Origin of the sequence: Marinomonas sp. ef1 (assembly GCF_002806845.1) — a bacterium.
Classification (GTDB): Bacteria; Pseudomonadota; Gammaproteobacteria; order Pseudomonadales; family Marinomonadaceae; genus Marinomonas; species Marinomonas polaris.
The window spans coordinates 1-25,003 of record NZ_NHTT01000028.1; the positions used below are offsets into that span (position 1 = coordinate 1).

At 38.1% G+C, this 25,003-nt stretch carries 22 protein-coding genes and 1 pseudogene; 6 read left to right on the top strand and 17 right to left on the bottom strand.

What is annotated here, in order from left to right; genetic code table 11:
• Positions 1–346 precede the first annotated feature (346 nt).
• The 6 genes from CCS02_RS21660 (at position 347) to CCS02_RS21685 (ending at position 8,205) form a co-directional block, all read left to right on the top strand.
• Positions 347–1,261: a lysine exporter LysO family protein gene (locus CCS02_RS21660; protein ID WP_100637688.1), complete on the top strand. Its 915-nt coding sequence runs from the start codon at positions 347–349 to the stop codon at positions 1,259–1,261.
• A gap of 138 nt (positions 1,262–1,399) precedes the next feature.
• Positions 1,400–2,581: a glycosyltransferase gene (locus CCS02_RS21665; RefSeq protein ID WP_100637689.1), complete on the top strand. Its 1,182-nt coding sequence runs from the start codon at positions 1,400–1,402 to the stop codon at positions 2,579–2,581.
• Between the two features lie 42 nt (positions 2,582–2,623).
• On the top strand, positions 2,624–3,961 hold the full coding sequence (locus tag CCS02_RS21670; protein WP_100637690.1) for a PIG-L family deacetylase: 1,338 nt from the start codon (positions 2,624–2,626) through the stop codon (positions 3,959–3,961).
• A gap of 505 nt (positions 3,962–4,466) precedes the next feature.
• Positions 4,467–5,195, top strand: a complete 729-nt coding sequence (locus tag CCS02_RS21675; RefSeq protein WP_100637691.1) for an FKBP-type peptidyl-prolyl cis-trans isomerase — start codon at positions 4,467–4,469, stop codon at positions 5,193–5,195.
• A 213-nt stretch (positions 5,196–5,408) separates the two neighbouring features.
• Positions 5,409–6,731, top strand: a complete 1,323-nt coding sequence (locus CCS02_RS21680) for an O-antigen ligase family protein (protein WP_100637692.1) — start codon at positions 5,409–5,411, stop codon at positions 6,729–6,731.
• A gap of 58 nt (positions 6,732–6,789) precedes the next feature.
• A complete protein-coding gene (locus CCS02_RS21685; RefSeq protein ID WP_100637693.1) occupies positions 6,790–8,205 on the top strand; it encodes an undecaprenyl-phosphate glucose phosphotransferase in 1,416 nt (471 codons plus the stop codon).
• 11 nt (positions 8,206–8,216) lie between these two features.
• On the opposite strand, the gene CCS02_RS21690 is transcribed toward CCS02_RS21685, so the two are convergent.
• The 17 genes and pseudogenes from CCS02_RS21690 to CCS02_RS21765 all read right to left on the bottom strand — a co-directional run bounded on the left by CCS02_RS21690 (position 8,217) and on the right by CCS02_RS21765 (position 24,448).
• Positions 8,217–9,137, bottom strand: a complete 921-nt coding sequence (locus CCS02_RS21690) for a glycosyltransferase family 2 protein (protein ID WP_100637694.1) — start codon at positions 9,135–9,137, stop codon at positions 8,217–8,219.
• Positions 9,134–10,009, bottom strand: a complete 876-nt coding sequence (rfbD, locus tag CCS02_RS21695; RefSeq protein ID WP_100637695.1) for a dTDP-4-dehydrorhamnose reductase — start codon at positions 10,007–10,009, stop codon at positions 9,134–9,136. The genes CCS02_RS21690 and rfbD overlap by 4 nt, the downstream gene beginning before the upstream one ends.
• The gene (rfbC, locus tag CCS02_RS21700; RefSeq protein ID WP_100637696.1) at positions 10,009–10,545 is read right to left on the bottom strand and encodes a dTDP-4-dehydrorhamnose 3,5-epimerase; all 537 of its coding nucleotides are present in this window, start codon (positions 10,543–10,545) and stop codon (positions 10,009–10,011) included. The genes rfbD and rfbC overlap by 1 nt, the downstream gene beginning before the upstream one ends.
• A gap of 26 nt (positions 10,546–10,571) precedes the next feature.
• The gene (gene rfbA / locus CCS02_RS21705; protein ID WP_100637697.1) at positions 10,572–11,453 is read right to left on the bottom strand and encodes a glucose-1-phosphate thymidylyltransferase RfbA; all 882 of its coding nucleotides are present in this window, start codon (positions 11,451–11,453) and stop codon (positions 10,572–10,574) included.
• A 10-nt stretch (positions 11,454–11,463) separates the two neighbouring features.
• Complete coding sequence (gene rfbB / locus CCS02_RS21710; protein WP_100637698.1) at positions 11,464–12,549, bottom strand: dTDP-glucose 4,6-dehydratase; 1,086 nt, start codon at positions 12,547–12,549, stop codon at positions 11,464–11,466.
• 130 nt (positions 12,550–12,679) lie between these two features.
• Positions 12,680–13,426, bottom strand: a complete 747-nt coding sequence (locus tag CCS02_RS21715) for a glycosyltransferase family 2 protein (RefSeq protein ID WP_100637699.1) — start codon at positions 13,424–13,426, stop codon at positions 12,680–12,682.
• Entirely contained in the window at positions 13,423–15,015 is a 1,593-nt protein-coding gene (locus CCS02_RS21720; protein WP_100637700.1) for a capsular biosynthesis protein, read from the bottom strand. The genes CCS02_RS21715 and CCS02_RS21720 overlap by 4 nt, the downstream gene beginning before the upstream one ends.
• Positions 15,006–15,386 carry a capsular biosynthesis protein gene (locus CCS02_RS21725; RefSeq protein WP_100637701.1) on the bottom strand — a complete coding sequence of 127 codons (381 nt, stop codon included), beginning with the start codon at positions 15,384–15,386 and terminating at the stop codon, positions 15,006–15,008. Before CCS02_RS21725 ends, CCS02_RS21720 begins: the two co-directional genes overlap by 10 nt.
• A gap of 70 nt (positions 15,387–15,456) precedes the next feature.
• A complete protein-coding gene (locus CCS02_RS21730; protein ID WP_100637702.1) occupies positions 15,457–16,539 on the bottom strand; it encodes a glycosyltransferase in 1,083 nt (360 codons plus the stop codon).
• A gap of 59 nt (positions 16,540–16,598) precedes the next feature.
• Complete coding sequence (locus CCS02_RS21735; protein ID WP_100637703.1) at positions 16,599–17,558, bottom strand: glycosyltransferase family 2 protein; 960 nt, start codon at positions 17,556–17,558, stop codon at positions 16,599–16,601.
• Complete coding sequence (locus CCS02_RS21740) at positions 17,551–18,636, bottom strand: glycosyltransferase WbsX family protein (RefSeq protein WP_100637704.1); 1,086 nt, start codon at positions 18,634–18,636, stop codon at positions 17,551–17,553. Before CCS02_RS21740 ends, CCS02_RS21735 begins: the two co-directional genes overlap by 8 nt.
• On the bottom strand, positions 18,626–19,198 hold the full coding sequence (locus CCS02_RS21745) for an acyltransferase (protein WP_100637705.1): 573 nt from the start codon (positions 19,196–19,198) through the stop codon (positions 18,626–18,628). The genes CCS02_RS21740 and CCS02_RS21745 overlap by 11 nt, the downstream gene beginning before the upstream one ends.
• Positions 19,195–20,232, bottom strand: coding sequence for a WavE lipopolysaccharide synthesis family protein (locus CCS02_RS21750; protein WP_100637706.1), 1,038 nt, complete (start codon positions 20,230–20,232; stop codon positions 19,195–19,197). Before CCS02_RS21750 ends, CCS02_RS21745 begins: the two co-directional genes overlap by 4 nt.
• Entirely contained in the window at positions 20,225–21,508 is a 1,284-nt protein-coding gene (locus tag CCS02_RS21755; RefSeq protein ID WP_100637707.1) for a hypothetical protein, read from the bottom strand. Before CCS02_RS21755 ends, CCS02_RS21750 begins: the two co-directional genes overlap by 8 nt.
• A gap of 25 nt (positions 21,509–21,533) precedes the next feature.
• Complete coding sequence (locus tag CCS02_RS21760; RefSeq protein WP_442919340.1) at positions 21,534–22,541, bottom strand: hypothetical protein; 1,008 nt, start codon at positions 22,539–22,541, stop codon at positions 21,534–21,536.
• Between the two features lie 60 nt (positions 22,542–22,601).
• Positions 22,602–23,006 (bottom strand): annotated as a pseudogene (locus tag CCS02_RS22590) (phosphomannomutase); the annotation flags it as partial.
• 44 nt (positions 23,007–23,050) lie between these two features.
• Positions 23,051–24,448, bottom strand: a complete 1,398-nt coding sequence (locus CCS02_RS21765; protein WP_100637709.1) for a mannose-1-phosphate guanylyltransferase/mannose-6-phosphate isomerase — start codon at positions 24,446–24,448, stop codon at positions 23,051–23,053.
• Between the last annotated feature and the right edge of the window lie 555 nt (positions 24,449–25,003).

Consider the following 25,003-nt stretch of genomic DNA (forward strand, 5'->3'; position numbering starts at 1 on the left):
AGACTTCTTTATTTAACTTAGCCTTACCGGCTTTATTGAAGACAGCAACTTGGAAAACTTCTTTCGCTAAATCAACACAAATTGTCGTATTATTATTCATGGTATGGCTCCTTTGGTTTGGTCGCCTCCCAATTTATCGGAATTCCGCTGAATTGGGGAGGAGTCCATACCATTGGCCTTCAGGCCGTCAAAAGCCGATCACACCAAACCAAACACCTTGACGTAATGAATCACGTCCCACCTAAAAACAACATGCCCTACAAAAAACCAAGCTTGTATTTACATCTCAATACCGAGAAAATGCCGCTCCAGCATTTAAAGATTTGTCTAGGAAGACCATTCTCGCATGACTATTCTCACTACACTTGGCCCATTATTAATCGCCCTACTCTTTGGTTACTGGGTCAATATCAAGTTATTCACGCCTGCACGCGTGGCAAAAGGGTTAGAACAGCTTGTGTACCTCATTTTAGGCTTAATTGGCTTTAGCCTTGGTGCGCTAGACAATTTAGCAGAAAAGCTATTTATTGCTGGTTATCAAGCCATTATTTTCTTTGTACTAATCAGCGTATTTAGCCTAGCTGGCTTATATCTAAGTGGTCTGCGTTTTGGCGGCACCCACGCAGACAGTCTTGCTCAAGGTCCATCAGACAGCAAAAACCATGCACTAATGGATGCAGCAAAAACCATTGCTTGGGTGATTGGTGGCGTCATCGTTGGGATTTTTGCCAAAGATTGGCTAACGGGCGTCGACGAACTGGTCACAGTCTTACTCTACGTGCTGCTGTTTCTGATTGGCTGCCAGCTTCGTCAAGGCAATCATCGTCTACGCAAGCTCTTTTTAAACTCACAAGGCGTTATTATCGCCCTAGTGACCATTATCACCACCTTGTTAGCGGGTTGGATTGGCAGCCTAGTTTTAGGGCTAAGTTGGAACCAAGGGCTTGCGGTTGTTTCAGGCTTCGGCTGGTACAGTTTATCTGGCATTCTTATTACAGGTTTAGGCGATCCGGTACTTGGCACCACGGCCTTCTTGCTTGATCTTGGACGTGAGATACTTGCCCTCATGCTGATTCCGTTCTTAGCACGACTAAATAGCCACATGTCCGTCGGTTATTCTGGCGCAACGGCAATGGATTTCACCTTACCCATGCTGGGCAAATTTCATGGCGCGCAAATCATCCCTGTCTGCATCGCCAGTGGCTTTATTATGAGCATTCTCGTGCCAATTCTTATTCCGTTGTTTATGGGGATTAAATAGCCTTCTTGAGCATTTAGTGAGTTCGTTAATTTATGTACTATATTTTTTAAATGCTGAGTTGTTTAGTATTAGCTTTCAATAGTAGAAATAGCACAATGGCGACTTTACAGCGTTGCCTTACATTTTTTAGGAGATTCGATGAAGGTTGCGGTTGTTGTAAATTGTTTAAAAATTGGAGGCATGGAGAGAGTTGCCTGCAACTTATCCGATGCCTTTGCGAAACAAGGCCATGATACTCACCTTATTTATCTTAAAAATCGCAAAATTGAAGTCTCCCCCAGCAACCCTAATGTCAAAATACATTTGTTTGCCCTACAAAAAATGGTGATGCTAAGCGGCATTGGTTTTATTTGGCTAATAATATCTAAATTATTAAACATCATTTTTCGTAAATCGTTCGTCATGTTTTTTGCCTATGCGGAAGCCATGGCTTTTTCTTATAAACTCAAAAAACTAGAAAAAGAAGCTGGCCGATTTGATCTTATTATTTTCCGTGGACAAGGCACTTTTTCTCATATTTGGCCACTCAAAGACCCTCGTTTTATCTTCGTTTGTGAAAGTATGCTTGACCAGTCGGTGTATGGTTCTAAATCTAAGCAGATGTTTTCATGGCTATTTTCCAACCGACATGTGGTATGTATATCCAAAGAAGCACAGCGCTCTTTTATGGATCTAATTCACAACTTCGCTATTTCATGTCAAAGCATTTCAATCATAAGCAACCCAAATAATTATGAAGAAATTAGAGAAAAAGCATCGGCTCTAGAAACCAATATTGATTACCATACAAGCCCCTATATTTTAGGTTTAGGCCGTCTTGTAGGAGGTAAAAACTTTCCATTATTAATCGACGCCTATCATTACGCACGCAACAACTTCGGCGTAACACATGACCTAGTTATCGTCGGGGAAGGTCGAGAAAAAGCTGCAATCGAAAATAAGATCAAAAAACTAGGATTAGAAAATTGTATCTTTCTAAAAGGTAAACAAAGCAATCCATTTCCTTGGTATCAGCGTGCAGACCTCTTTGTTTTAAGCTCCAAAAGTGAAGGACTAGGAATGGTACTCATTGAGGCCTTGGCTTGTGGGACACCTGTCGTTGCAACAAATTGCCCTGGTGGCGTTAGTGATATCATGCGTGGGCAGTTAAGTGACTATTTAGCAGAACAAAGCCCTGAGTCTCTTGCCGAGAAAATCGTCCTCGCCTTGAAACAAGGAGACTCCGTTCTTTTAGGCCCAGACGTCGCACAATCGCTCGCGCAGTTTGACGAAAAACATATCGTGCAACAATATTGCGACACCTACTTACCAGCTCAATAAATTTAGATTAAACGACTGCCTTACTTTACAAGAATTATTTTTATGAAAAAACTTGATTACCAGTATGCGTTACAACCAGATTGGCAAAGTGACGTACTTATAAAAAAGCAGAACACAAGTAATATATCTAATTTGACTCTGGCAGATGAAGCAAGATTCGCAGAGTTAACACAGGATGAATTTACTTGGTTGCTATCGTTTCCTTATCAATCTACTCATAAAAAAAAGCAAGGCTGTATTTCCGCTTTTTTTAATAATGAAGATCAAAATACAGTTGGCCATTCACAATTTTTTGAAGCGAATCAACAAGGCACTCGCTACCTTAATCTAAGTGGCTTATTGGCAAAAGACAAAACATTGCACCAATTACAATTGGCTTTCGAACATTGCAAAGCTCCTACTGAAGCAAAACTTTTAGGCTTTAAAAACCCCAACCTCGCTGATGGACCCATCCTTATCATTGCGCCACATGCAGACGATGCTGAACTCGCAGCATATGGCTTATACAGCGACTTTGCGGATCAAGTTTGGATTACAACAATCAATGCAGGACAAAACCTCCAGTCTTTAGATAGGCAGTATATTTCTGGGTTAGATGAAACCATAAGCGATGCAACACAGCGAAAAGCACAAATCAGAGCGTGGAATAGCATGACAACACCGCTTCTTGCCGGCGTTAAGTTTGAGCGATTGTCTTCCCTTGGTTATTTCAATCTAACCAAAGAATCGCTTTATCAAACGCCAAAAGAGCCACAAAGCGATAAAGCTTTCCCAGCGCTAACACCGCAAATAAGTCGCACATTTAATACGCTAAAACTTCCGAATGATGAACAGAATATTAGTTCTGGACAATTACTAATCGAAGATCTAACTAGCCTACTAGAGCAAATTAAGCCTTCAACTGTACTAGTAACAGAACCAGAGATAGACCCTCATCCAGAACATATTATGTCAGCTTATGCCTTAGCCTTAGCCATCGACAAAAGCAGCCATGTGCCAAATAGAGTTCTGATGTACGTAAACCATTTGCGCAAAATAAAGAAGTTCCCTTACGGCCCAGAGCACTCTAGAACGGGGCTAGCACCATGGTATGACACTAAATCGATATTTGGCCATTATTCTTGTTATAGCCATCAACTCGATATAAATACACAAAAAGATAAAGTCGTATCTTTTGACTCAATGCACGACCTACGCAGCAAACCGAGAATTCAGAAGATGTTAAAAAAATGGTGGCATAGCAAAATACTAAAAAGCCATTATAAATATTACGGTTACCACAACTATTTCTTAACGCACATTAAAGCCAATGAGGTCTTCACTTTTGTAGATGGACAGACCTTTAGTCAGTCATTGATTCACTCTATAGACCAAGGTTAAAGCACTAGTTTTATAACGATTACATCCATCATAGGTATTTTGTCGCACTAAAGCGCGAATCGACAAAATACCTGAGCCCAAGCTTTAACATAGAAACGTCAATAAATTGTAAATAGAGCCAGACAAACAAACTTGCTTTAGCAAACACCGTCATGCTTTTGTAAAAGCGATTGTATAGATAAAGAACAGCGGATTAATCTCAACCTACGTCTTGTGCTTTGTGAGACCGTTCTATCTTTTGTAACTCAAACAAAGTGTGCAGGTGAAGGGGTCGCTTTGATAACATGAACGTATATAAACTGGCATAAATAGCCAACCTTATGTTAGAACATTCATGTTAAACAAAAACGACGGATCTGATTTTGCAAAGCACAAGGCGTATACCATTGTTCCTGCTTTGTTTTCGCCCCAAGAAATGCTGGTAAAAAAATATGCGAATTGAACTCCGTCTTAATGCTTCACGTCACTAAATGATAAATCAACAAACAATGGAACACCTTTTCTTATGAAAAAAATAGCTATGAAAAAAACTCTTATTGCGGCGCTGGTCATGTCATCTGTTTCTTTTGCGTACGCAGCCGACAGCTCAATTAAACTAGACACTAAAGAGCAACGCCTTGGTTACAGCATTGGCACCATGTTTGGTTCTCGCATGTCTCAGGATTTCTCTGAACTAGATATGAAAACCTTTATGGCAGGCTTCCAAGATTCATTTGCTGGTAAAGAAGGCAAAATGAGTATGGATGAAGTAACTAAAACCATCCAAGACTACCAGCAAGAACAAATGGCAAAAGCTCAGCTTGAAGAAGAAAAAGCATCTGAAGAAGCAAAAGCCGCTTCTGCAGCATGGCTAAAAGAGAAAGAAGCCGAAGATGGCGTGAAAAAAACAGAGTCTGGTTTGCTTTATAAAGTTATCACCGCGGGTAAAGGCGACAAACCTAGCGCAACAGACACAGTAAAAGTGGATTATGAAGGCAGCTTAAGTGATGGAACTGTGTTTGATAGCTCTTACAAACGTGGTGAAGCCATTACCTTCCCACTAAATGGTGTAATTCCTGGCTGGACTGAAGGTCTACAACTTATGCCGGTTGGCTCAAAATATGAACTATACATCCCAGCTGATTTAGCTTACGGTCCTGGTGGCACAGGCCCTATTCCACCAAATGCAGCGCTTAAATTTGTTGTTGAACTGCATGATATAGAGAAGCCAGAAGCACCAAAAGCAACGAAATAAATTATTTGTTCTATAAAATAAAAAATGGCTGTCGTGATCGATGGCCATTTTTTATTTAAGCCACTTTTGACAAGAAAAGCCCCCTTCTTCAAGAAAATGACTACTCAGATGAATATCTTATATACCCCTTCCCATAACTCTTTGTATAATTACGCAAAAATTGCCACTTAATATTGATATGCCCTTATAGAAAACCAAATACACGAGCTTAAAATGACATCAGTTTCTACCAGTTTAGCAAATGCATTCAAACGACGCACACCAGCAGAACAGCCAACTTGGTTAATCCTTCTAGGAATCATCTCAATTGCACTTTATGCTCTCACAAGAACAGGCTTCTCAGAGATCGCAGGTGTCGCATCCGCTATAGCCACACTCGCAGGTTTCTGGGGATTATTTAAATACGGCAAAGTGGTCAACAGCCACATACTATTTCGTTTTGTCTGGATAGCTATCTTATTCCAATTAATTTCATGGGGATTATCTCAGTATGTTACCCCTGAATGGGCGGAAAGCTCACCTAAATTGGATAAGATAACTCGTTGGTTTGTTTTCATTCCGTTAGCTTGGTGGGTGGCCCAATACAAAAATGCCACTTGGCTCGTCTGGGGCTGTGCAGCACTAGGAATACTCGTATCTCCTTGGGTAACTGGAGATGGGCTAGATGAAATTATTCGAGGGATAAATGGACAACGTGTTTTCTTCGGTCTTCGTCAGGAACAACACGCAAGTTTATTCTTTGGCGTTATTTTGATAGGTTTTTTATGCTTTACTCGCACACTTCTAAGTAAAAGCAAATGGTTAGCAATCCCTCTTTTTCTTGCTATTGCTTACTGTATCCTCATTATTTATATCAACTCATCTCGTCAAGCTTGGCTTGCGTTACTGATTACGGCATTTTTTATGGCCAGCTATTTCACTGTTAAGCGCTTTAAAAAAGCAACAGGAAAGCAGAAAACCACAACCTTAGGAATATTTCTAGCGGGGATATTAAGCTTAGGCATCATAATATCCAACAATGAAACTATAGTAGAACGTGTAATGCTTGAAAAAGAAGCTTTAAACGCCATTGCCTCGCTAGACTTTGATGATGTGCCCTATTCGAGTTTTGGTATACGTCTTCATAGCTGGGTAGCGGCAACAGACTTCATAAAAGCCAAACCCATATTTGGTTGGGGAAGCAATGGTAGAAGTCTTGTTATGAAAAAAACAGAATGGCTACCAGATGATATAAGAAAAGATTTCGGGCACTTGCATAACATCTATATTGAGATGCTGGTTAACTTTGGCATTGTAGGATTAGCTTTTTATATTAGTATCTGGGTCGTAACGGCAAAGAGCCTTTTTAGACAAATAAGAGCTGGAAAAATAGAAAAACAAGTTGGTTATTTCTTTATGAGTTTTGTCTGCTTCTGGAGCATTATGAATTGCTTCGAAGCCTACCAAAATTTCTGGACAGGTGTTTTTTACTTTACGATATTTATGACAGGTATACAGGCCCAAATATGGCGCGCAAAATATAATTTTAAAGAATAAATCTTAGTTATAAAAATCTAAATATTATTGACTAGCTAAGTTAACAGCAGAGAAATACGTGAAAAAAAGTTTAGCATTAAAAGAACACAGCACATCACTTAGTATCATACTAAGAATCATAGATTGCCTTGGGCTATTAAGTGCCGGACTATTAAGTTACTGGTTAAGGTTTTCAAGTCTTAGCCTTGATTTAACATATAAAAATGTCCTACTACTCGGCGTGCTACTTGGAGCAGCAAGCCTGTCCTTTTTTGGCGCCTATAGGGCATGGCGAGGGGCATCATTCACGTCTGAGATAAGATGTGTTCTTAGTGCGACATTAACAACATTTTTGCTACTAATCATCAGTGGATTTGTTACCCAATCTTCCGATTTATTCTCTCGTATTTGGGTAGTAAGTTGGCTGTGTACCTCTACCGCTACAATATTGAGCTATAGATTTTTGCTTCGAAAGTCCCTAGGGGCATTAAGAGCAAAAGGCTTCAACATCAGAAGCGTGATTATTATTGGTGATGGAGAGCTGGCACAACAAGTTCTAGAGCGACTAAAACAACACCCTGAAATGGGGTTAGTCGTAAAAGGGATACTTAGTACACAAGACCAAGCCATCGATAAACATGAAATTAACTCTGTACCATTACTAGGCACATTAAATGATCTAGATAAAATAGTTAAAAATCACAAAATAGATCAGGTTTGGATTGCTCTTCCAATGAGCGAAGTGCAAAAAATGGAACAAGTACAATCCGCTTTAAGCAACACTTCTATCGTGATTCGAATGGTACCCGATATCTTTGGCTTTAGACTCTTAAATCAATCCATGACGGAAGTTGCTGGTTTACCCGTTATAAACATTTCAACCTCTCATATGCTTGAAGGTAAAAACCGTTTTCTAAAGTCCCTAGAAGACAAAATACTGGCTTCTATTATACTGTTACTCATAAGCCCAATTTTAGTAGCCTTAGCCATCACTATAAAGCTAACGTCCAAAGGGCCGATCTTATTTAAACAATATAGAACAGGCGCCAATGGGCAGGACTTTAAGGTTTATAAGTTTCGGTCTATGGTGGTTCACAATGAGGAAGATGGAAAAGTAACACAAGCAACAAAAGGGGACAGTAGAATAACCCCTATCGGTGCTTTCATGAGAAGAACATCTTTAGATGAACTACCGCAATTTATTAATGTACTTCAAGGCAGGATGTCCATTGTTGGGCCAAGACCCCATGCACTTGCACACAATGAGCATTATAAAACACTTGTTGAATCTTATATGCGCCGCCATATGGTCAAGCCTGGCATCACTGGCTGGGCACAAGTAAATGGCTTTCGCGGGGAAACCGATACAATAGACAAAATGGAAAACAGAGTTGAATACGACCTATACTATATTGAAAACTGGTCTGTATGGTTTGATTTAAAAATTATATTTCTAACTATATTTAAAGGGTTTATTCACAAAAATGCCATATGAAAAACTTCATTCTAAACCCTATTCCAGTAACTCTTATACATAGAAAGCCTACGAGATATACCAACGCCCAAAATTTTATGGATGGTTCCAAGCTTGTAGCCAGTATATTTGGCAATTGATGTAAAGGCAGAAGGCAATATCCATCTATAGTTTCCCCTAATATAAAGATAACTCAACTGATCCATTGCAAATTTAACACCTTCTCCTTCAACAGCACCCAACTCCTTAAGCATCCAGGATTGTGTGGAGTGAAAGACACCGATATCAAAATAACGCTTAAACTCTTGAAAAACTGAATAATTATGAGAGTGCTTCACTTGGGCATCTGCAACATAAGCGACTTTTTTATTGTGTATTAGTGCTTTAGCTGCAACACAAGCATCCTCCCCTAAAATCAAATGCTCAGGAAAACCACCAATTGAGCGTAAGAAATCAAGACGATAAACAGAAAACGAGTTAGAGAAAAAAGACTTTTTAAACCCATTAGGAAAATCAGCAGCTATATGAGTAACATAGCTATTAGTATGGTAATTACTATATCTCGCATGGCTTGCTAATGGGTTAGCATCAAGGTGCGGTAATTGACGACCATAGGCACAAACAATCTCAGAATCATTTTCAAGAATAGATACCAAACTAGAAACAGCGTCTGCTCCTTCTAAAAGCGCATCTTGAGTCAAAAATACCACAAACTCCGTCTCTATATCTTTTAATGCATAAGACCGGGTTCCGCCGTGATCAAAGTCTTTTTGATCAATCTTCTCCACCTCAAAATGAAAATTTTGAGCTGTCTCACGTGTATCATCACGTGAAGAGGAATCAATCACTTTCACTCTAAATGGCCTAGGCACTTGCTCGGCTAACCGACGAGCAGACTCTTTCCACAGCGCGCCACCGTTATAGGTAGGAACAACAACCGTAATATTCTTCATTTTAATTTACTCAACACAGAAAAAAGACCAGCCATCCAAAAAGAAGCGTCCAGCTCAATACGACTAAGCAACTCTGTCGACATAACCGAATACTCTGGACGTTTCGCCGGTGTAGGATACAGATCAGAACTAATCGCTTTAAGCTGAGGGCTCTTATCAATCACACCTAACGCTTCAGCTCTGTAAAAAATAGCCCGAGCAAAGCCATGCCAACTGGTTGGTGTATCACCACAATAGTGATAAATCCCCCAAGTCAGCACTTTGCCATGATCATGTTGTTCACAAATGTGCAAAATAGCCTTAGCCAAATCGCCAGCATACGTTGGGCAACCGTATTGATCGGCCACCACACTAAGTTCATCACGCTCTTTCGCCAAACGCACCATGGTTTTGACAAAGTTATTGCCATATTCGCTAAATACCCAAGCCGTCCGCAAAATAATGTGTTTCTCACACGCAGCTTTTACAGCTCGCTCACCCACTAACTTAGACGCGCCATAAACCCCCTGCGGATTAGTCTCATCCGAAGGTAAATAGGGCTCAACCGCCGCACCATCAAAAACGTAATCGGTGGAAACATGAATCAAAGGAATGCCTAAAATAGCTGCTTGTTTCGCCAAGAGTTCCGGGCCAGTAGCATTCACTAGGTAGGCATTGTCTGCATCGGTTTCAGCCTTGTCCACCGCCGTATAAGCAGCGGCATTAACAATGATATCCGGCTTCACTTGCTGAACGATCGCCGCCAAAAGTGAAGCATCAGCAATATTCAACTCAGCCGACCCATAAGCAAATAACTTGTAATTCGTATTCTTTAAAACGTCTTGAAAACAACGACCAAGCTGACCATTCTTACCAGTGAGTAAAATACGCATCAGACCAACTCACCCAATGCCAGACCACTCTGATCTTTAGCAGACAAAATCGGCTCAATGCCTTCCGGCCACGCGATACCTACCGTAGGGTCATTCCACATCAAACAGCCTTCGTCTGACGGATCATAATAATCGGTGCACTTATATTCAAAATCCGCCACATCCGATAACACAACAAAGCCATGGGCTAAACCTGGCGGCACCCAAAACTGACGTTTATTGTCTTCTGATAAAATAACTCCAGCCCATAAACCATATGTGGGCGAATCTTTACGGATGTCTACAGCGACATCAAATACTTCACCACGCACAACACGCACTAGCTTGCCTTGCGGTTTGGTCTTTTGAAAATGCAAACCGCGTAATACGTTTTTTCCAGATCGGGAGTGATTATCCTGCACAAAGGACAAATCAATTCCGGCCATTTCCTTGTAACGTTCAGCTTGGAACGTTTCCAAGAAAAAACCGCGCTCATCACCAAACACCTTAGGTTCAATGATCAATGCACCCTCAATTTGAGTATTTATAACATTCATACTTGCTGTCTCTTTTTGAGCGTCTTTTATTGATAACCGTCAGCCACTTTAAGCAAATACTGACCATAGCCAGTTTTTTTCAATGCATTACCAGAAGCCACCAGTTGCTCTTGGGTAATCCACTTCTGACGGTAAGCAATCTCCTCCAAACACGCTACTTTCAGGCCTTGGCGATGCTCAACTGTCTGTACAAACTGCCCGGCTTCCAGCAAAGAATCGTGTGTTCCTGTGTCCAACCAAGCAAATCCACGGCCCAGTAGAGACACATGCAAATCACCGCGCTGCAAATAAGCCAAGTTCACATCGGTAATCTCTAACTCACCACGTACAGAGGGCTTGATATTCTTAGCAATCTTCACCACATCATTATCATAAAAATACAACCCTGTGACCGCATAAGGAGATTTAGGTTTGGCAGGCTTCTCTTCAATACTCACTGCTTTACCCGCCTCATCAAAGGCCACAACACCAAAGCGCTCAGGATCAGACACATGATAACCAAATACTGTCGCGCCTTTATCAAGAGACGAGGCTTGCTTTAACTTTTCAGAGAAGTGCTGACCAAAGAAAATATTATCACCCAGCACAAGGGCCACATTATCATCACCAATGAAGTCTTCACCGATAATAAACGCCTGAGCCAAACCATCAGGTGACGGCTGTACCGCATAAGTTAACTCAATACCAAATTGACGACCATCGCCCAGCAAATGCTGAAAACTGGCTAGGTCCTCCGGCGTAGTGATAATCAACACCTCACGAATGCCCGCCAACATCAGCACCGATAACGGATAATAAATCATCGGTTTATCATAGATAGGCATCAGTTGTTTTGACGTGGCCAATGTGAGCGGATGCAAGCGTGTACCGCTCCCTCCCGCTAGAATAATGCCTTTGCGTTTTTTCATACTCGACCTTTTATGCGTGTTCGCCAATACGATGTAATTGATAGTCACCGTTTAACACACGCTGCCACCAGTCTTGATTGTCTAAATACCATTGTACCGTTTTGCGCATGCCCGTCTCAAAAGTTTCTTCGGGCTTCCAGCCTAGCTGGTTGGCAATTCTGCTGGCATCAATAGCATAACGCACATCATGGCCAGGACGATCTTTCACATAGGTGATCAAATCTTCATACGCCTTAACACCTTGTGGTTTAGTGGGCACCAACTCTTCTAGCAAAGCACAAATCGTCTTCACCACATCGATATTACGTTTTTCGTTATGACCGCCAATGTTGTAGGTTTCACCAACCTTCCCCTCAGTCGCCACTTTAACCAAAGCGCGCGCATGGTCTTCCACATACAACCAATCACGAATCTGTGAACCATCGCCATACACTGGCAAGGCTTTTCCCGACAAAGCATTCAAAATCACATGAGGAATAAGTTTTTCAGGAAAATGATAAGGCCCATAATTGTTAGAGCAGTTCGTTACAATCGTCGGCAAACCATAGGTACGCAACCAAGCACGCACCAAATGGTCCGAGCTGGCTTTACTGGCAGAATAAGGCGAACTAGGCGCATAAGGCGTGATTTCAGTAAACATTGGCAGCTCACCATCAACTTCTTCATCAGGGTGTGGCAAATCGCCATAGACCTCATCAGTCGAAATGTGATGAAAACGAAATACAGATTTTTTTTCTCCAGATAGCCCCATCCAATACTTACGGCTCGCTTCCAATAAAGTGTACGTACCAACCACATTGGTCTGAATAAAATCACCAGGACCATCGATAGAACGGTCTACATGACTTTCCGCAGCCAAATGCATCACAACATCTGGCTGGTGTACATTAAATACTCGATCTAACTCAACAGCATCGCAAATATCAACTCGCTCAAAAGCATAACGCGAATCATGCAATGACTCAGGAATAGACTCTAAATTCCCTGCGTAGGTCAGCTTATCCAAGTTGACAACACAATACTGAGTGCTGCCCAATAAATAACGCACAACGGCACTGCCAATAAAACCCGCACCGCCTGTTACTAAAACTTTCATTTGGCTTCCTTATTCATAAATATTAATAAAATAGCGTTAAATAATCGCTAAAATTTTTTATAAATGACATGTTAAAATTTAAATATATAAAACATAATAAAAAACTGCATTTAAAACTATTTTCTCATATCTATGAAACTAAATTATTCAATAAATCTTGATACTCTTCTGGCACACCACAAAAAACAACTTCATTACGGGAAATACAATGATAATGAATTTCCAAACCTCTATTAATTAACAGATTATAAAGAGGAGCTATATATAATTCCCCTTTCTCCCACTTTTCCTTTGGAAATTTCAGATAACTATCAAACGCTTCTAAAAAATCATTCATAGAGGAAAAATAATACAAACCTGTACTACATAAATTTGAGATGGCTTTTTTTTCAGCCGTTTCAGCTACTCTAGTAGAGTGACTATTCAAGGGCTTTGCAAAAGACCAATTTTCACCATCACCTTTAAAGACCTCCAAATACCCATCACCTAAAACTGACAGATCAGGAAATACAAAATCCTTTCTAAACGTATCAATATTAAATATTGTTAAAGATTCATTTGTATAATTGCCTGTTTTTTCTTTCCAAAGCCTTATTCCCAAGGCAACTGACTCGGCTTGCCCTCTAGTATTTTCACTAAGACTAACAATGTGAAAACTTTTAATGCCTAATAATTTTACCCTTTTCTCGACAAAATCTATCGTATCAAACACATCTCGGACAATAAAAAGAAAACTATGTGTCAAAAAATATGCTTTAAAACTTTCCACAGAATGATCGAACAAGCTCTTTTCATGAGCATAAAGCATATATTTTGGCCTATCATAACCAGCCTTAAAAAACCGGGAGCTTAGCCCAGCCATAGGAATAACTATCATTTATTGTACCTTAACATTAATTGATATATTCGAAATGCATTGGCAAATAATGCATCTTGCCTATTTTCATCATCACTATGAAGCGGCAGCATAGATAGGAAAAGTTGAATTTGCATAGCCATTAAGCTAACAGCAGATATACCAAATTCACGTTTTATAAGTGTCATAAAAAAATTTTGAATTTCTTTTTTGCGTTCATCTACTTCGATACTAAATAATATTTCTCTTTGATTAATAGCAACTTGATGATGTCCAGCAATAATCCAATCGTACATACCAATTATCGAATGACTTAACTTAGCAATATCGTATCTAATATCTCCCCATATACTAATGTTACCATTCGGTGTTATACCCCTTGGGTCAATCGTTTTGATACGATTAGAACGAAAATCATAAAAAATATTGCTAAAACAAAAATCTCCATGAAGGATAGACACAGAAAATTCATCTTCTCTAGGTAAGTGTTTTTTGGAGTCTTCCAACATCATACGCAAAGAAATTGTCAATTCCTGATTAAAAGTCCACATTTCATCAAGATTAATCGAATTTTCGCTGCAATAGTTTAAAAGACGAGAATCTGTTTTTTTTCCAAATAGTTCTTCTAATGTATTTACTTCACTTACACTTTCTCGAGGTTTTTCCTTATAACATTCTGATAAAAAACCAACACTTTTATTAATGATTTTCTTCCAAATATGCACAGGAAGCTCACTAAAAACATAAAGTTCATTTAGTGTCGTGTTTTGCAAATACTCTAAACGATAAGAAATCGACTTTTCAAAGCATTTCGCACCTAAATACTGAGGAATATAGCCTCGTAACGAAAAAGGTAATACCGAGAACCAATTCGCTTCAGCTGTAATTTTGCTATTTTTTTCGCTAGTCTTTTCAATCCAATCAGCAGTGACTATTAACTCATTAAATGAACGCTGAGTTGTAAAATCTGACTTAGAACTATAGTAGGTATTCACATGTCCAAAATCCAGCCAGTTTTTAGTAAATATGGCCTTTAAATTTTTCGATTTTTTGTACTGATTTACACCATCAAGAAATTGCCAATTACACTGTATTACTGAACGCATGAGTTCTCGGGCATCACTAAATGTAAAATATCCACAAACCACATTTTGTGTATTGTTATCAATCTTACCATTCGCTTGTTGTAACCATTCCTCTTCGTTCTCTACCACAATAGCCCAATCATAGTAATCTTCAACCTCAGATATACACACAAAATCATCATCTTGTGGAACATCTGTCAAAAGTGTATCACCATAGAGAATACGCAATGGATCATTGTAATGATGCTCAGACAAAGTAACAGCTGCGACAAGAGACGCGCCAAGACTAATGCCATCAGCTAACTTAATCACCGTGACATTTAATTGGTTAAGCAAATGCTGATCTGTACTCGATACACAATACGACTCAGGAAGAGACAAATATACGTTAGAACCTTTTGGAGCCAACTTTACTTGATGTTGATAAAGACGGCGATTTCCTAAAGGCAAAAAACTTGGAGGAATTTTTCCAAACTCCGATTGCAACTCTTGATCTACATAAGCTGCAGACATAATTAAAAACATTGCTTTTCCTTGGCGAGGAGTTCAGTAACCTCTTTATAGCTCATTGATGCAAACTCTGATGGCCGAACCGCTCTATCATCTACATAAAAACCTTCATTACCGCACCACGGTTTACCAACTAAGATTTCATCATACGGAACATCATTTTTATCTAACCATTCTATGATAACTGGCAATGTATAAATATTAATCTTACCAATATTTGCACCATAAGTGCGCATATTTCGTGCTGTGTTAATTACAATTGAAAAACCATTATCTCGATATTCCCTAAGCTTTGCTACAACATCTAAATTTGGAAAGACATCAGAGTAATCTCTATCACTCAAAATTGTTATCGTACCATCTAAATCGACTACTATTTTTTTCAAAACATATCTCCAAAAAATTAATAATTTCTCACATAGAAATCACTATGAACCAAAAAAATCTTTTAAAAAATTAATTTATTTTTTTAAAACTTAGAAAATCATCTATTTTTTTGGAAATATATTTCACTTCACTTATAATAAGTCGAGATGATTCATAAATCCCCTCAGCACCAACAGGAGTTGAAATAACATAAGAACCAGCACCCAGCATCTGCAATACTTTTATTTTAACACCAGCACCAAACAACAATGGAACAAGACAGAAATCCGACTTTTTAAAAATTATCTCTGGATCATCTACTGCTCCAGTAACATGTATTCTCTCACATAGTTTAGACAGCAATATTAGAGACAGTTTAGGAGATAAGCCAACAATCCAAAAATGTAATTTTTTATCTTTTATCCTGAAAAAATGAAAAATAATAAAAAACACAATTGACCAGTGATTCTCTGGCCGCGACATATTCCCAAAAAAAACAGCATTCCTATTATCATCGAATTTTTTTACTAATTCTTCTGCGGAAATCGAGTCTTTTACAACCCCTGCTTTATAATTAATATCTTTTACTATATGTGTCTTTTGATTTATTCTAAGTAAAGGTAGAACCAAGTCCATATCTTTTGTTGACAAAAAGAATATTTCGTCACATTTTCTAATCAAAAATAACTCTGTAAAAGTAACTAACTTTGTAAATAACCGCTTCAAAATAGAACGGCTAATACGTTGAAAAACTATATCATGCGCAAAATATATGATTTTTTTATTTTTTATATGACAAGAAAAACCTAAAGATGATGGAAAGTCCAACCATATAAAATCATAATCATTTTGCTCTATTTTTTTCTTCATTAATTTCACAACGGAAAAGTTAACTCGTGAAAAAAACCAAGGCGCCAAAAAGCTAAAATTGAAAAAATTATAGAAAATAGATAAAACTGCCTTAATTATGTTTGTATCTAATATTGTGTAGGATTTACATTGATGAACAACACTTTCTTTTGCAGTCTGACGAGATGGAGCATTTACAATAACATCCACATCATATCCTTTAGACAGAAGGCTTTCGAGCGAATGTCCACATATTGCCTCACCAGCCCCGATATTTCCTTCAGCATGGGGGTGAAACGAACTTATAAATAGAACTTTAGGCATGATTTTTAAGTACCTTCCATAAAATTAATTTTTCAATCTATACTCAAGTTTAATAGTTATTAAGCAGATCCAAAAAAAACCTTTAATATATAAACTGCTCGATCAAACTGTTTACGTTTCAATCGATTTAATATAACACCTAGCAACCCGATACGAACAAAAAAAGTATATTTCGGATAGAACTTTTCACTAAATACAATTCTATTTTTTATAGATAGCAAATCAGAGCATTTACTTTTTTTAAGAACATGACCAGTACTCCCACCTTCTTTATGAAAAACAATAGAATTGGTACTGATACTATGTTTAAATCCAGCAGAAAAAGCTCTGCAAGTAATATCTAACTCCTCAAAATATAAAAAATAATCTTCACATAAAAGGCCAACAGTTTCTAACAATTCTTTTTTTATAAGCATAGAAGCGCCTATTACATAATCGATCTGAGAGGAAACTTCATCATCATCAAAGACTGTATTGCTTGCTTTATATGCAGCGTAATGACGAGTAGTGCCTAACCAACGATTATAGGTCCCCCCTAATCCTTGTAGTATTGTTCTATCATGGTGATAAACCATTCTAGACCCACAAATACCTATTGTCTCATCTGATTGACTACGCTCTACCATATGATACAAAGATTTTGGAGTAACCTCTGTATCATTATTTAACAGCCAAACATAACTCATATCAGCTTGATTTAAAGAAAATCTAATACCAACATTATTTCCACCAGAGAAACCTAAGTTGTCACCTGTTTGAATCAAATAAACGGCATCTTCATTTTCAATGTCATAACTTTCCGCATCAAATCGAGTGAGTTCTACTAATTTTTTTTCACAAAAAACAGGGATTTCACCAACTTTATCACGAATCAATTCATATGAACCATCAAGAGAGTTATTATCACAAATAACAACTCTATATTTCACACCCTCTAATAAAGACAAACTTTTTAGACATGCAATAGTGTCTTCCGCTCCTTTCCAATTCAAGATAACTATATAAACATATTCATCCATTTTTAATTCTCTTTATAGCTTCTAAATATCCATACCTATTGTAGCTATCAGGCTCAAGATATGTTCCTTCTGCCCATTCATTCCAAGCATTAACAAATATAAAGGGAACATCTTGCTGAACACATCGAATATATTGTTTTGATAAATAATGATGAAAAGCCTTTGGAGAAGCACCATGCATAATCAATCCACGCTCAGCTTTTCTTGCTGTATTATCCCAATCAACAAATGCACCAACATAGTTATTCTTTGTCAATTGACGACTCAAAATATTTTCCCAAATAGTGCTATAGGAAATTTGATCTTCTATTATGTATGGTGTTCGAAGAATCCGATTCAATAAATGACGAAAGCGAATTGACAATCCACGCTTATATCGAATATAACCTTTAAGATGGTGACCTACAGTGTGCATAGGCTCAAAATCGATAGTTGCATCAAATCCATTTACTTCAAAAGGATCTTTAAAGCTTGTATTCATGGAGACGAGGTGTAATCCAGACAATCCTTTCTCAACAGCAAGACGATTCCAACAGGCTAACATATCATCTAAACAAGGAATGCTAGCAGCTCGGTAAATTAGAATCATTGGCTTACCATTTACTCTAATATATCGGTCATCTTTAAAAGCTTTATACAAATAATTAAAATGAGAAATCCAATCAGACTCATCTCCATATGCCTGAGGCATAATAACTTCTTTTTCGCCACCATCCCAAGCTCGAGTCCACGGCTCATTTGCCCAAGACAAACAAAAAGGCATATCAATATCTTGATTTTCAAGTAAGATCTCTAGAGGTTTTTGTAGAAGCTGTTTACCATTGAACCAATAATGATAAAAACACACGCCATCAACAGAATACTTGGCCATCAAATCAGCTTGCCAACGCAACGAATTTGGGTCGTCTAGCATATAATAATTATTATCTTTCGGTATACGAGGCTGATGATGCCCCTTAAAAAAGGACTGTGCTTTTCTTACATTCGTCCATTCGGTAAATCCTTCCCCCCACCATTCATCATTTTCAGGAATCTGGTGATACTGTGGAAGATAAAAGGATAAAATTTTAGTTTTCATTTAAATACCTTTTGACTCTAGCTGGCGAACCATGAGCAACAGCATTACTAGGAATATCTTGAGTTACGACGGAATTAGCACCAATAATAGAATTATTACCTATAGAAACACCGGGTAATACGCAAACGTTGTCACCTAAAAAAACGTTGTCACCTATATACACGGGCTTGCTAATTAAAGGTTCTAAGTGATGAATTTCTTGAATAGACTGACAAAGCCCATGACTGTGATCGATAATTAAGCATTTACTACCAATTAAAACGTCATCACCTATTATAACTTTCTCAACACATCCAATATGAACAAACTCGCTCATTTTCACATTGTTGCCTATCGTCAATACTGGCTTATAAGTACTGCTGTAGAAAGAATCAACAGCCTCTATCCAACAAAAACGACCTATATAAACCCCTCGCCCTATTTCTATATATTCACATCTATCTAACCTAACATTCGAAGACACGTAAATAGTATTATTATTTAACTTCCAGTTCCAATAACTAGATCTAAACTTATTGAAAACCTTAATAAAAAACAAAAAAAAACCGAAAAAAAACTTCATATCTTTTCATACTCATCCAAATATTCATATGTTTTTTTGCTAGGGCAACCATCTAAAATCAAAAGATAATCGCCCCAACTAATCATACTTAAAACATCTTCACTTGAATAAAAATCACTTCCGACAAGGCAATATTCTTTGGCAGTATATTTATACCAAAAAATATCTATGACCTCCTTATCGATTATAATTATTTTTTCTCTAATGTAACTATAATAATCATCGACACTCAACACATCATAATATCCATATTTATTCGCATGATTAAAGTGAACATAAATCTCTGCTATTTTAGCAGAGACAATATCTCTTACACGATAAGACTCATCATGAAAGTTAATCTTATATTTTTTTCTTTCATCAAGTTCTATATTCCACATATCTAAAAGAATGTCAGCTTTAGAAAACTGAAACATATCACACAATGACCAAGGCCTATACTTACAAGAAGACATGGAAAGTTCTATAATTTTATTCGGGGCAGTCATGTATAAGTTATGCAAAATCTTAAGGGTCGCAGGGTTATAAAACCGTTGGTCAGACCTTGTTTTTATTAAAAACTCAGCTCCTAGTTCTTTTGCTTTCAACATACCACATCTAGAGCTTACTATTTGATAGTTAACATTGTGAAGACCTGAGTTAGTAGGTTTTTCAGATAAAACCACACTACAATAACTCTCTAAATCTAAAATTTTCTCATCTGATAACTCACCATGCCATGATGAAAAAACTATAATCACAGATTCTCCAAATAATTTTCTGTAAAGCTGTATCGTTTCAAATGTGAAATTATTTTTTAGAACTATAGGCCCCTGAATCATAATTGCAAAAGCAGGCAACTTAACTTCTTCAAGAAAGCTTTCTCTTTTATGTACATCCTCAGAATATTTTGGTCGAAAATGTACTGTAACGAAATCCTTCCCACATCCAGATTGGTTAATAACATGTGCTAAATATAGAAAAACTTTTTTCGTATAATTCGAGAAAAAGAAATTCAAAGAGCTTACGATAAAAAATATTATTTTCTTAAACACAAGAGCTCCTCATTAGAAAACCCAACCTTTTCAATGCAATATATCTATTAATGAAGAAATTGGACACTTGACCTACAGCTATTGCTAAAGCCACATTCACGATTGTTTTTTCAAACAGGTTAGCAATAGACCAAGTCAAAAGCGACAAAATGATAAAACCTAGATTGGCGACCAAGATAACTCTAAAGTTAATTTCAATTTGATTTACTATTGAATAACCTACTTCAGAAGATATTAAAGAGTTTGCAACAAACAAAAAAAACAATACAGCTATAACCAAATTAAATTTTTCAGCTTCAATCTCAATAGAGAAAAAATCAAAAACGTATGGAAGAAGAAAATAACAAAAACTAAAACAAAAAAAGAATGCAAAAGGAAAAAATACAGAAACCTTACTCAGTAAGAGAATGATCTCTTTAAAGTTTTTATTCCTGTAAAAATCCACCACCTTATTAACAACAATCTGATGTGTTGGCATATACAAAACATTTAATGCTGTGTCAGAAACCCTTTTAGCGTAAAAGAACAACGATGAATAACCAGGAGGATAATAACTCGTTGCAAACGCAATACCAAAGCCTAAATATACATTATGTATATTGTTAACAGATTTCATTTTTAAACTTTTCTTTAAAATATCATAACTTTTATTTTTAAGAAAAACCTTGGAAAAACCTATTTTTCTGACAACATAAACAAACATTACAAAGAATGAGAGAGCAAAACCCAAAACATAAACCTCTGCAACGTTGTTCAAACTAATAGAAAAACCTAAAGCATATGAAAAAACAAACAACAACAATATAAAAAGGCGAGGAACAATGTCAAAGACATTAGACACCTTGATTTTCCCTAATGCAATTAAAGTGCTTAATAGAACCTGAAAAGGCGTATAAAAAAACAACAACAAGAACAAAATCTCTAGATAATCAGTTAACACAATAAATCTTTCTGAAAAAACAAATAAACCTTTAAATAAAAAAAGAGAGAGAAACAAAAAAACAGTAAAGACAAGACCTAATAAAAAGACAAACTTAAAATAAGAAGAAAAAATAACATTAAAACGCTTCTTTCTATCATAGTAAGCTCTGACAACTATCAAATACTGTTCACTTAACATTTGATATATCAAAAAAAATGTAGTCAGAACTATCATACTGATAAAATATGCATCAGCCTCTATTGAGGTACCAAAAATCTTATAAATATATAATGTATTGGCAAGCCCAATAAGAACAGAAAATCCTATAACAATATTATTAGATATTTTTATCATCGATAATCTTCTAAAAAAACATAAATCAATTAATGTTACTCAATATATTATTCACGATATTTTTTGAAACATACAAACCTCTAGATTCCACATAACACCTCAACTCAGGCGCATTACCAGACGGCCGTAAGTGAACAATATCCCCACTATTGAGTGTCATTCGAAGTCCATCGGTTTCATCAATTGAAACAACCTCTAGCACTTCACTTTCTTGCGCTATTGCTGATAGCAGCTCAGTTTGTTTCGCTTTGCTCGTTTTTATATCGGCTATAAGCTGTTTACTGACATCTGTTGGAATGTCTTTAATTCGATCACTAGCGGTATAACGGCCTGGATAGTTAGCCGTTAATTGGCTAATTGGGAGAGCTTGCTCATAGGACATTGCTAGTACAATTAAAGCAGGTAATACTGAATCTCGCGTTGGTAAAGCGTGTAATACTTGATTATTAACAACAAAATCAGCACCAACTAAAAAACCGCCATTGGCTTCATAACCAACAACTCTGGCATCTGGTGATTGTTGCAGCAAATATTCCATACCTGCGATGACATAAGGCGAGCCAATTCTAGTTCTCAGCGAGATCCGTTCAGGGCTTTGCAATGTACCTCTCAACTCAAGAACAGTATTCACATTTACAGGGGCTGCCACATGGGTTGCTTGTAAATAATCAGCGCAGAGCACGCCTAAAATATCACCGCGTAGCCACTCACCTTTTTCATTAGCAATAAGCGGACGATCACCATCACCGTCTGTGGATATAATGGCATCCAGCTGATATTCTTTAGACCAGTTCAAGCCTTTCTGCACATCTTCTTCTGATACCGCCTCAGTATCGATCGGTACAAAAGTCTCAGTACGTTCTAACGAAATAACCTCAGCACCGAAATGAGCCAATAATTCTTTAATCACATCTCGCGCCACACTGGAGTGTTCATATACACCAACACGTTTGCCTTGCAGCATGTTCGACGGGAAAAGCGAGGTATAACGCTGTTTGAAAAGCTCAACAGCAGAATGATCAATGACAGGCAACGCCAACTGTGCTGCTTGATCTGAAACGAATTCAGGTACTTCAACTAAGCTATTCATGATAGAGGCTTCGTCAGCTTTGCTAATCTCACCGTCTGGACGATAAAACTTAATACCGTTGCGATCAAAAGGAATATGACTGCCCGTGATCATCACCGCCGGCATGTTATTTTGCATGGCATAAAACGCCAAAGCAGGCGTTGGCAAAGCACCACAAAACTCGACTTTCGCGCCAAAAGATTCAGCGGCCAGCAAACAAGCTTTAGCAATATCAGAGCTACTCGGACGTAGGTCCATGCCAATAACTACGCTAGACGCAGAAGGGCAAACCGTCTGCAAAAAAGAACGCACAAAAGCAAAGCAAAGTACTGGGGTTAGATCCTTGACCAAACCACGTACACCGCTGGTACCAAAGGCAACACCCAATTCATCGCTAAGTTGTTTTACCTGTACAACACTAGAACTCATTTTATCAATCCTTGCTTAAGATCATTTTCTTAACGGCTATTATTTTAACGGCCATAGCGATCACTAAAGCGTACGATATCGTCTTCACCTAAATAGCTACCAGACTGTACTTCTACTAGTTCTAAAGGAATTTTGCCGGGATTTTCTAATGCATGAACAACACCCACAGGAATGTAAGTAGATTCGTTTTCGGTTAGCAGAATTTCACGATCACCGTTTTGAACCTTCGCCGTACCAGACACAACCACCCAATGCTCGGCACGGTGATGGTGCATTTGCACGCTTAACTTCTCACCTGGTTTAACCATGATACGTTTCACCTGATGACGACCACCAAGATCTACCGTTTGATACGTTCCCCAAGGGCGGTGCACCGTCGTGTGATACATGTGCTCTTCACGACCTTCGGCTTTGATGCGTTTAACAATCTTCTTCACGTCTTGAGCATTGTTTTTGTCCATCACCAAAACAGCATCTGCCGTTTCGACAATAACAAGGTCGCTGACACCCACTGCAGCAACTAAACGTGACTCAGAACGGATAAGGCAATTACTAGAGCCTTCAGCCATTACATCGCCCAATAGCACATTGTTGTCAGCGTCTTTATCTGCATAATCATATAAAGCATCCCAAGCACCAATGTCACTCCAGTCACCTGCATAAGGCACAACTTTCGCTTTTTTGGTTGGCTCCATCACAGCAAAATCAATGGACTCCTCAGGGCATTGTGAAAACAGCTCAGCATCAATACGCACAAAATCCAAATCTTCAGTACGCTGCTGATAGGCAAGATTTACTGCTTGAAAAATATCCTCTCGATGAGCCGCTAACTCATCTAAAAAAGCCTTGGCACGGAACAAGAACATTCCGCTATTCCATAAATATTCACCGGAATCCAAATAAGCCTGAGCTTTTGCAAGGTTAGGCTTTTCAACAAATTCAACTACAGAGAAATTATCACCGGAACGAATATAACCATAACCCGTTTCGGGACGAGTTGGCTGCACACCGAAGGTCACTAAAGCATCTTGTTTAGCCAATTCAACAGCTTGCTTAATCGTCGTTTCAAAAGCAGCAAGATCACGGATAACATGATCAGCAGGCAAAACCAACATAAGTGCATCATCAGATTGGCTTCGCAATGCTTCCAACGCCGCCAAAGCGATGGCAGGTGCCGTATTGCGGCCTTTAGGTTCTAGAACAATACTGGATTTTTTAACACCAATAGATTGCAACTGTTGCGCGATCAAAAAACGATGATCTTCATTACAAACCACAATAGGATCTGCCACTTCTAAAGATAAAGTACGCAACATGGTTTGCTGAAGAAGACTGTATTCTTTATCAGTCAGCGGCAAACATTGCTTAGGAAAATGTTCACGTGACAACGGCCAAAGACGACTGCCTACACCACCAGATAAAATAACAGGAATAATTTTCAAAACAGATCCTTCGTATATGACAAAAATAATCTGCCTAGTCTAACAAAAGTAAGAGATAAGAAATATAAGAATGGATTAATGAAGGACAAATAAAGGAGCAGAAAACCTAGCAACAGCCAATCACATGTAGGTCGGCCTTTAGGCCGTCAAAAACCTAGCAACACCAGATCACATGTAGGTCGTATATGGACTCCTCTGGGGATGCAACAATAGCGTCCCTATTTTTTAATAAAGAATCATGCGTACTCTACTTGGTTATTAACAATATTTATCAACGGTCATAACAAACTTGCGTTAGCTTTCGTATATTCGGTCTTATTATGGAGAGCTACTCCAGACCTTAACGGCTTTGATTCGCCGTGAACCAAACGCCTTATCGGCGTGACGGCTTTAAAAGCCGATGACCTACTCAGGTTTCATTTGGTTTGCTTGCTAGCTGTTCATTCCATTCAATCTATATTGCTAACTGTCTCGGTTGGTACTTTCTTTTATTCACTGACTTTTAAAAACCATCATCACTGTGCGACAGGTTGACGATATTCAAGCCCACTTTTC

Bases quoted from the DNA above. Each gene is read 5' to 3' on its own strand.
- CCS02_RS21665 (WP_100637689.1), top strand. From the start codon at position 1,400: ATGAAGGTTGCGGTTGTTGTAAATTGTTTAAAAATTGGAGGCATGGAG.
- CCS02_RS21720 (WP_100637700.1), bottom strand. From the start codon at position 15,015: ATGTTTTTAATTATGTCTGCAGCTTATGTAGATCAAGAGTTGCAATCG.
- CCS02_RS21660 (WP_100637688.1), top strand. From the start codon at position 347: ATGACTATTCTCACTACACTTGGCCCATTATTAATCGCCCTACTCTTT.
- CCS02_RS21735 (WP_100637703.1), bottom strand. From the start codon at position 17,558: ATGGATGAATATGTTTATATAGTTATCTTGAATTGGAAAGGAGCGGAA.
- CCS02_RS21690 (WP_100637694.1), bottom strand. From the start codon at position 9,137: ATGAAGAATATTACGGTTGTTGTTCCTACCTATAACGGTGGCGCGCTG.
- CCS02_RS21730 (WP_100637702.1), bottom strand. From the start codon at position 16,539: ATGCCTAAAGTTCTATTTATAAGTTCGTTTCACCCCCATGCTGAAGGA.
- CCS02_RS21740 (WP_100637704.1), bottom strand. From the start codon at position 18,636: ATGAAAACTAAAATTTTATCCTTTTATCTTCCACAGTATCACCAGATT.
- rfbA (WP_100637697.1), bottom strand. From the start codon at position 11,453: ATGAAAAAACGCAAAGGCATTATTCTAGCGGGAGGGAGCGGTACACGC.
- rfbD (WP_100637695.1), bottom strand. From the start codon at position 10,009: ATGCGTATTTTACTCACTGGTAAGAATGGTCAGCTTGGTCGTTGTTTT.
- CCS02_RS21715 (WP_100637699.1), bottom strand. From the start codon at position 13,426: ATGATAGTTATTCCTATGGCTGGGCTAAGCTCCCGGTTTTTTAAGGCT.
- CCS02_RS21755 (WP_100637707.1), bottom strand. From the start codon at position 21,508: ATGATAAAAATATCTAATAATATTGTTATAGGATTTTCTGTTCTTATT.
- rfbB (WP_100637698.1), bottom strand. From the start codon at position 12,549: ATGAAAGTTTTAGTAACAGGCGGTGCGGGTTTTATTGGCAGTGCCGTT.
- CCS02_RS21680 (WP_100637692.1), top strand. From the start codon at position 5,409: ATGACATCAGTTTCTACCAGTTTAGCAAATGCATTCAAACGACGCACA.
- CCS02_RS21745 (WP_100637705.1), bottom strand. From the start codon at position 19,198: ATGAAGTTTTTTTTCGGTTTTTTTTTGTTTTTTATTAAGGTTTTCAAT.
- rfbC (WP_100637696.1), bottom strand. From the start codon at position 10,545: ATGAATGTTATAAATACTCAAATTGAGGGTGCATTGATCATTGAACCT.
- CCS02_RS21675 (WP_100637691.1), top strand. From the start codon at position 4,467: ATGAAAAAAATAGCTATGAAAAAAACTCTTATTGCGGCGCTGGTCATG.
- CCS02_RS21670 (WP_100637690.1), top strand. From the start codon at position 2,624: ATGAAAAAACTTGATTACCAGTATGCGTTACAACCAGATTGGCAAAGT.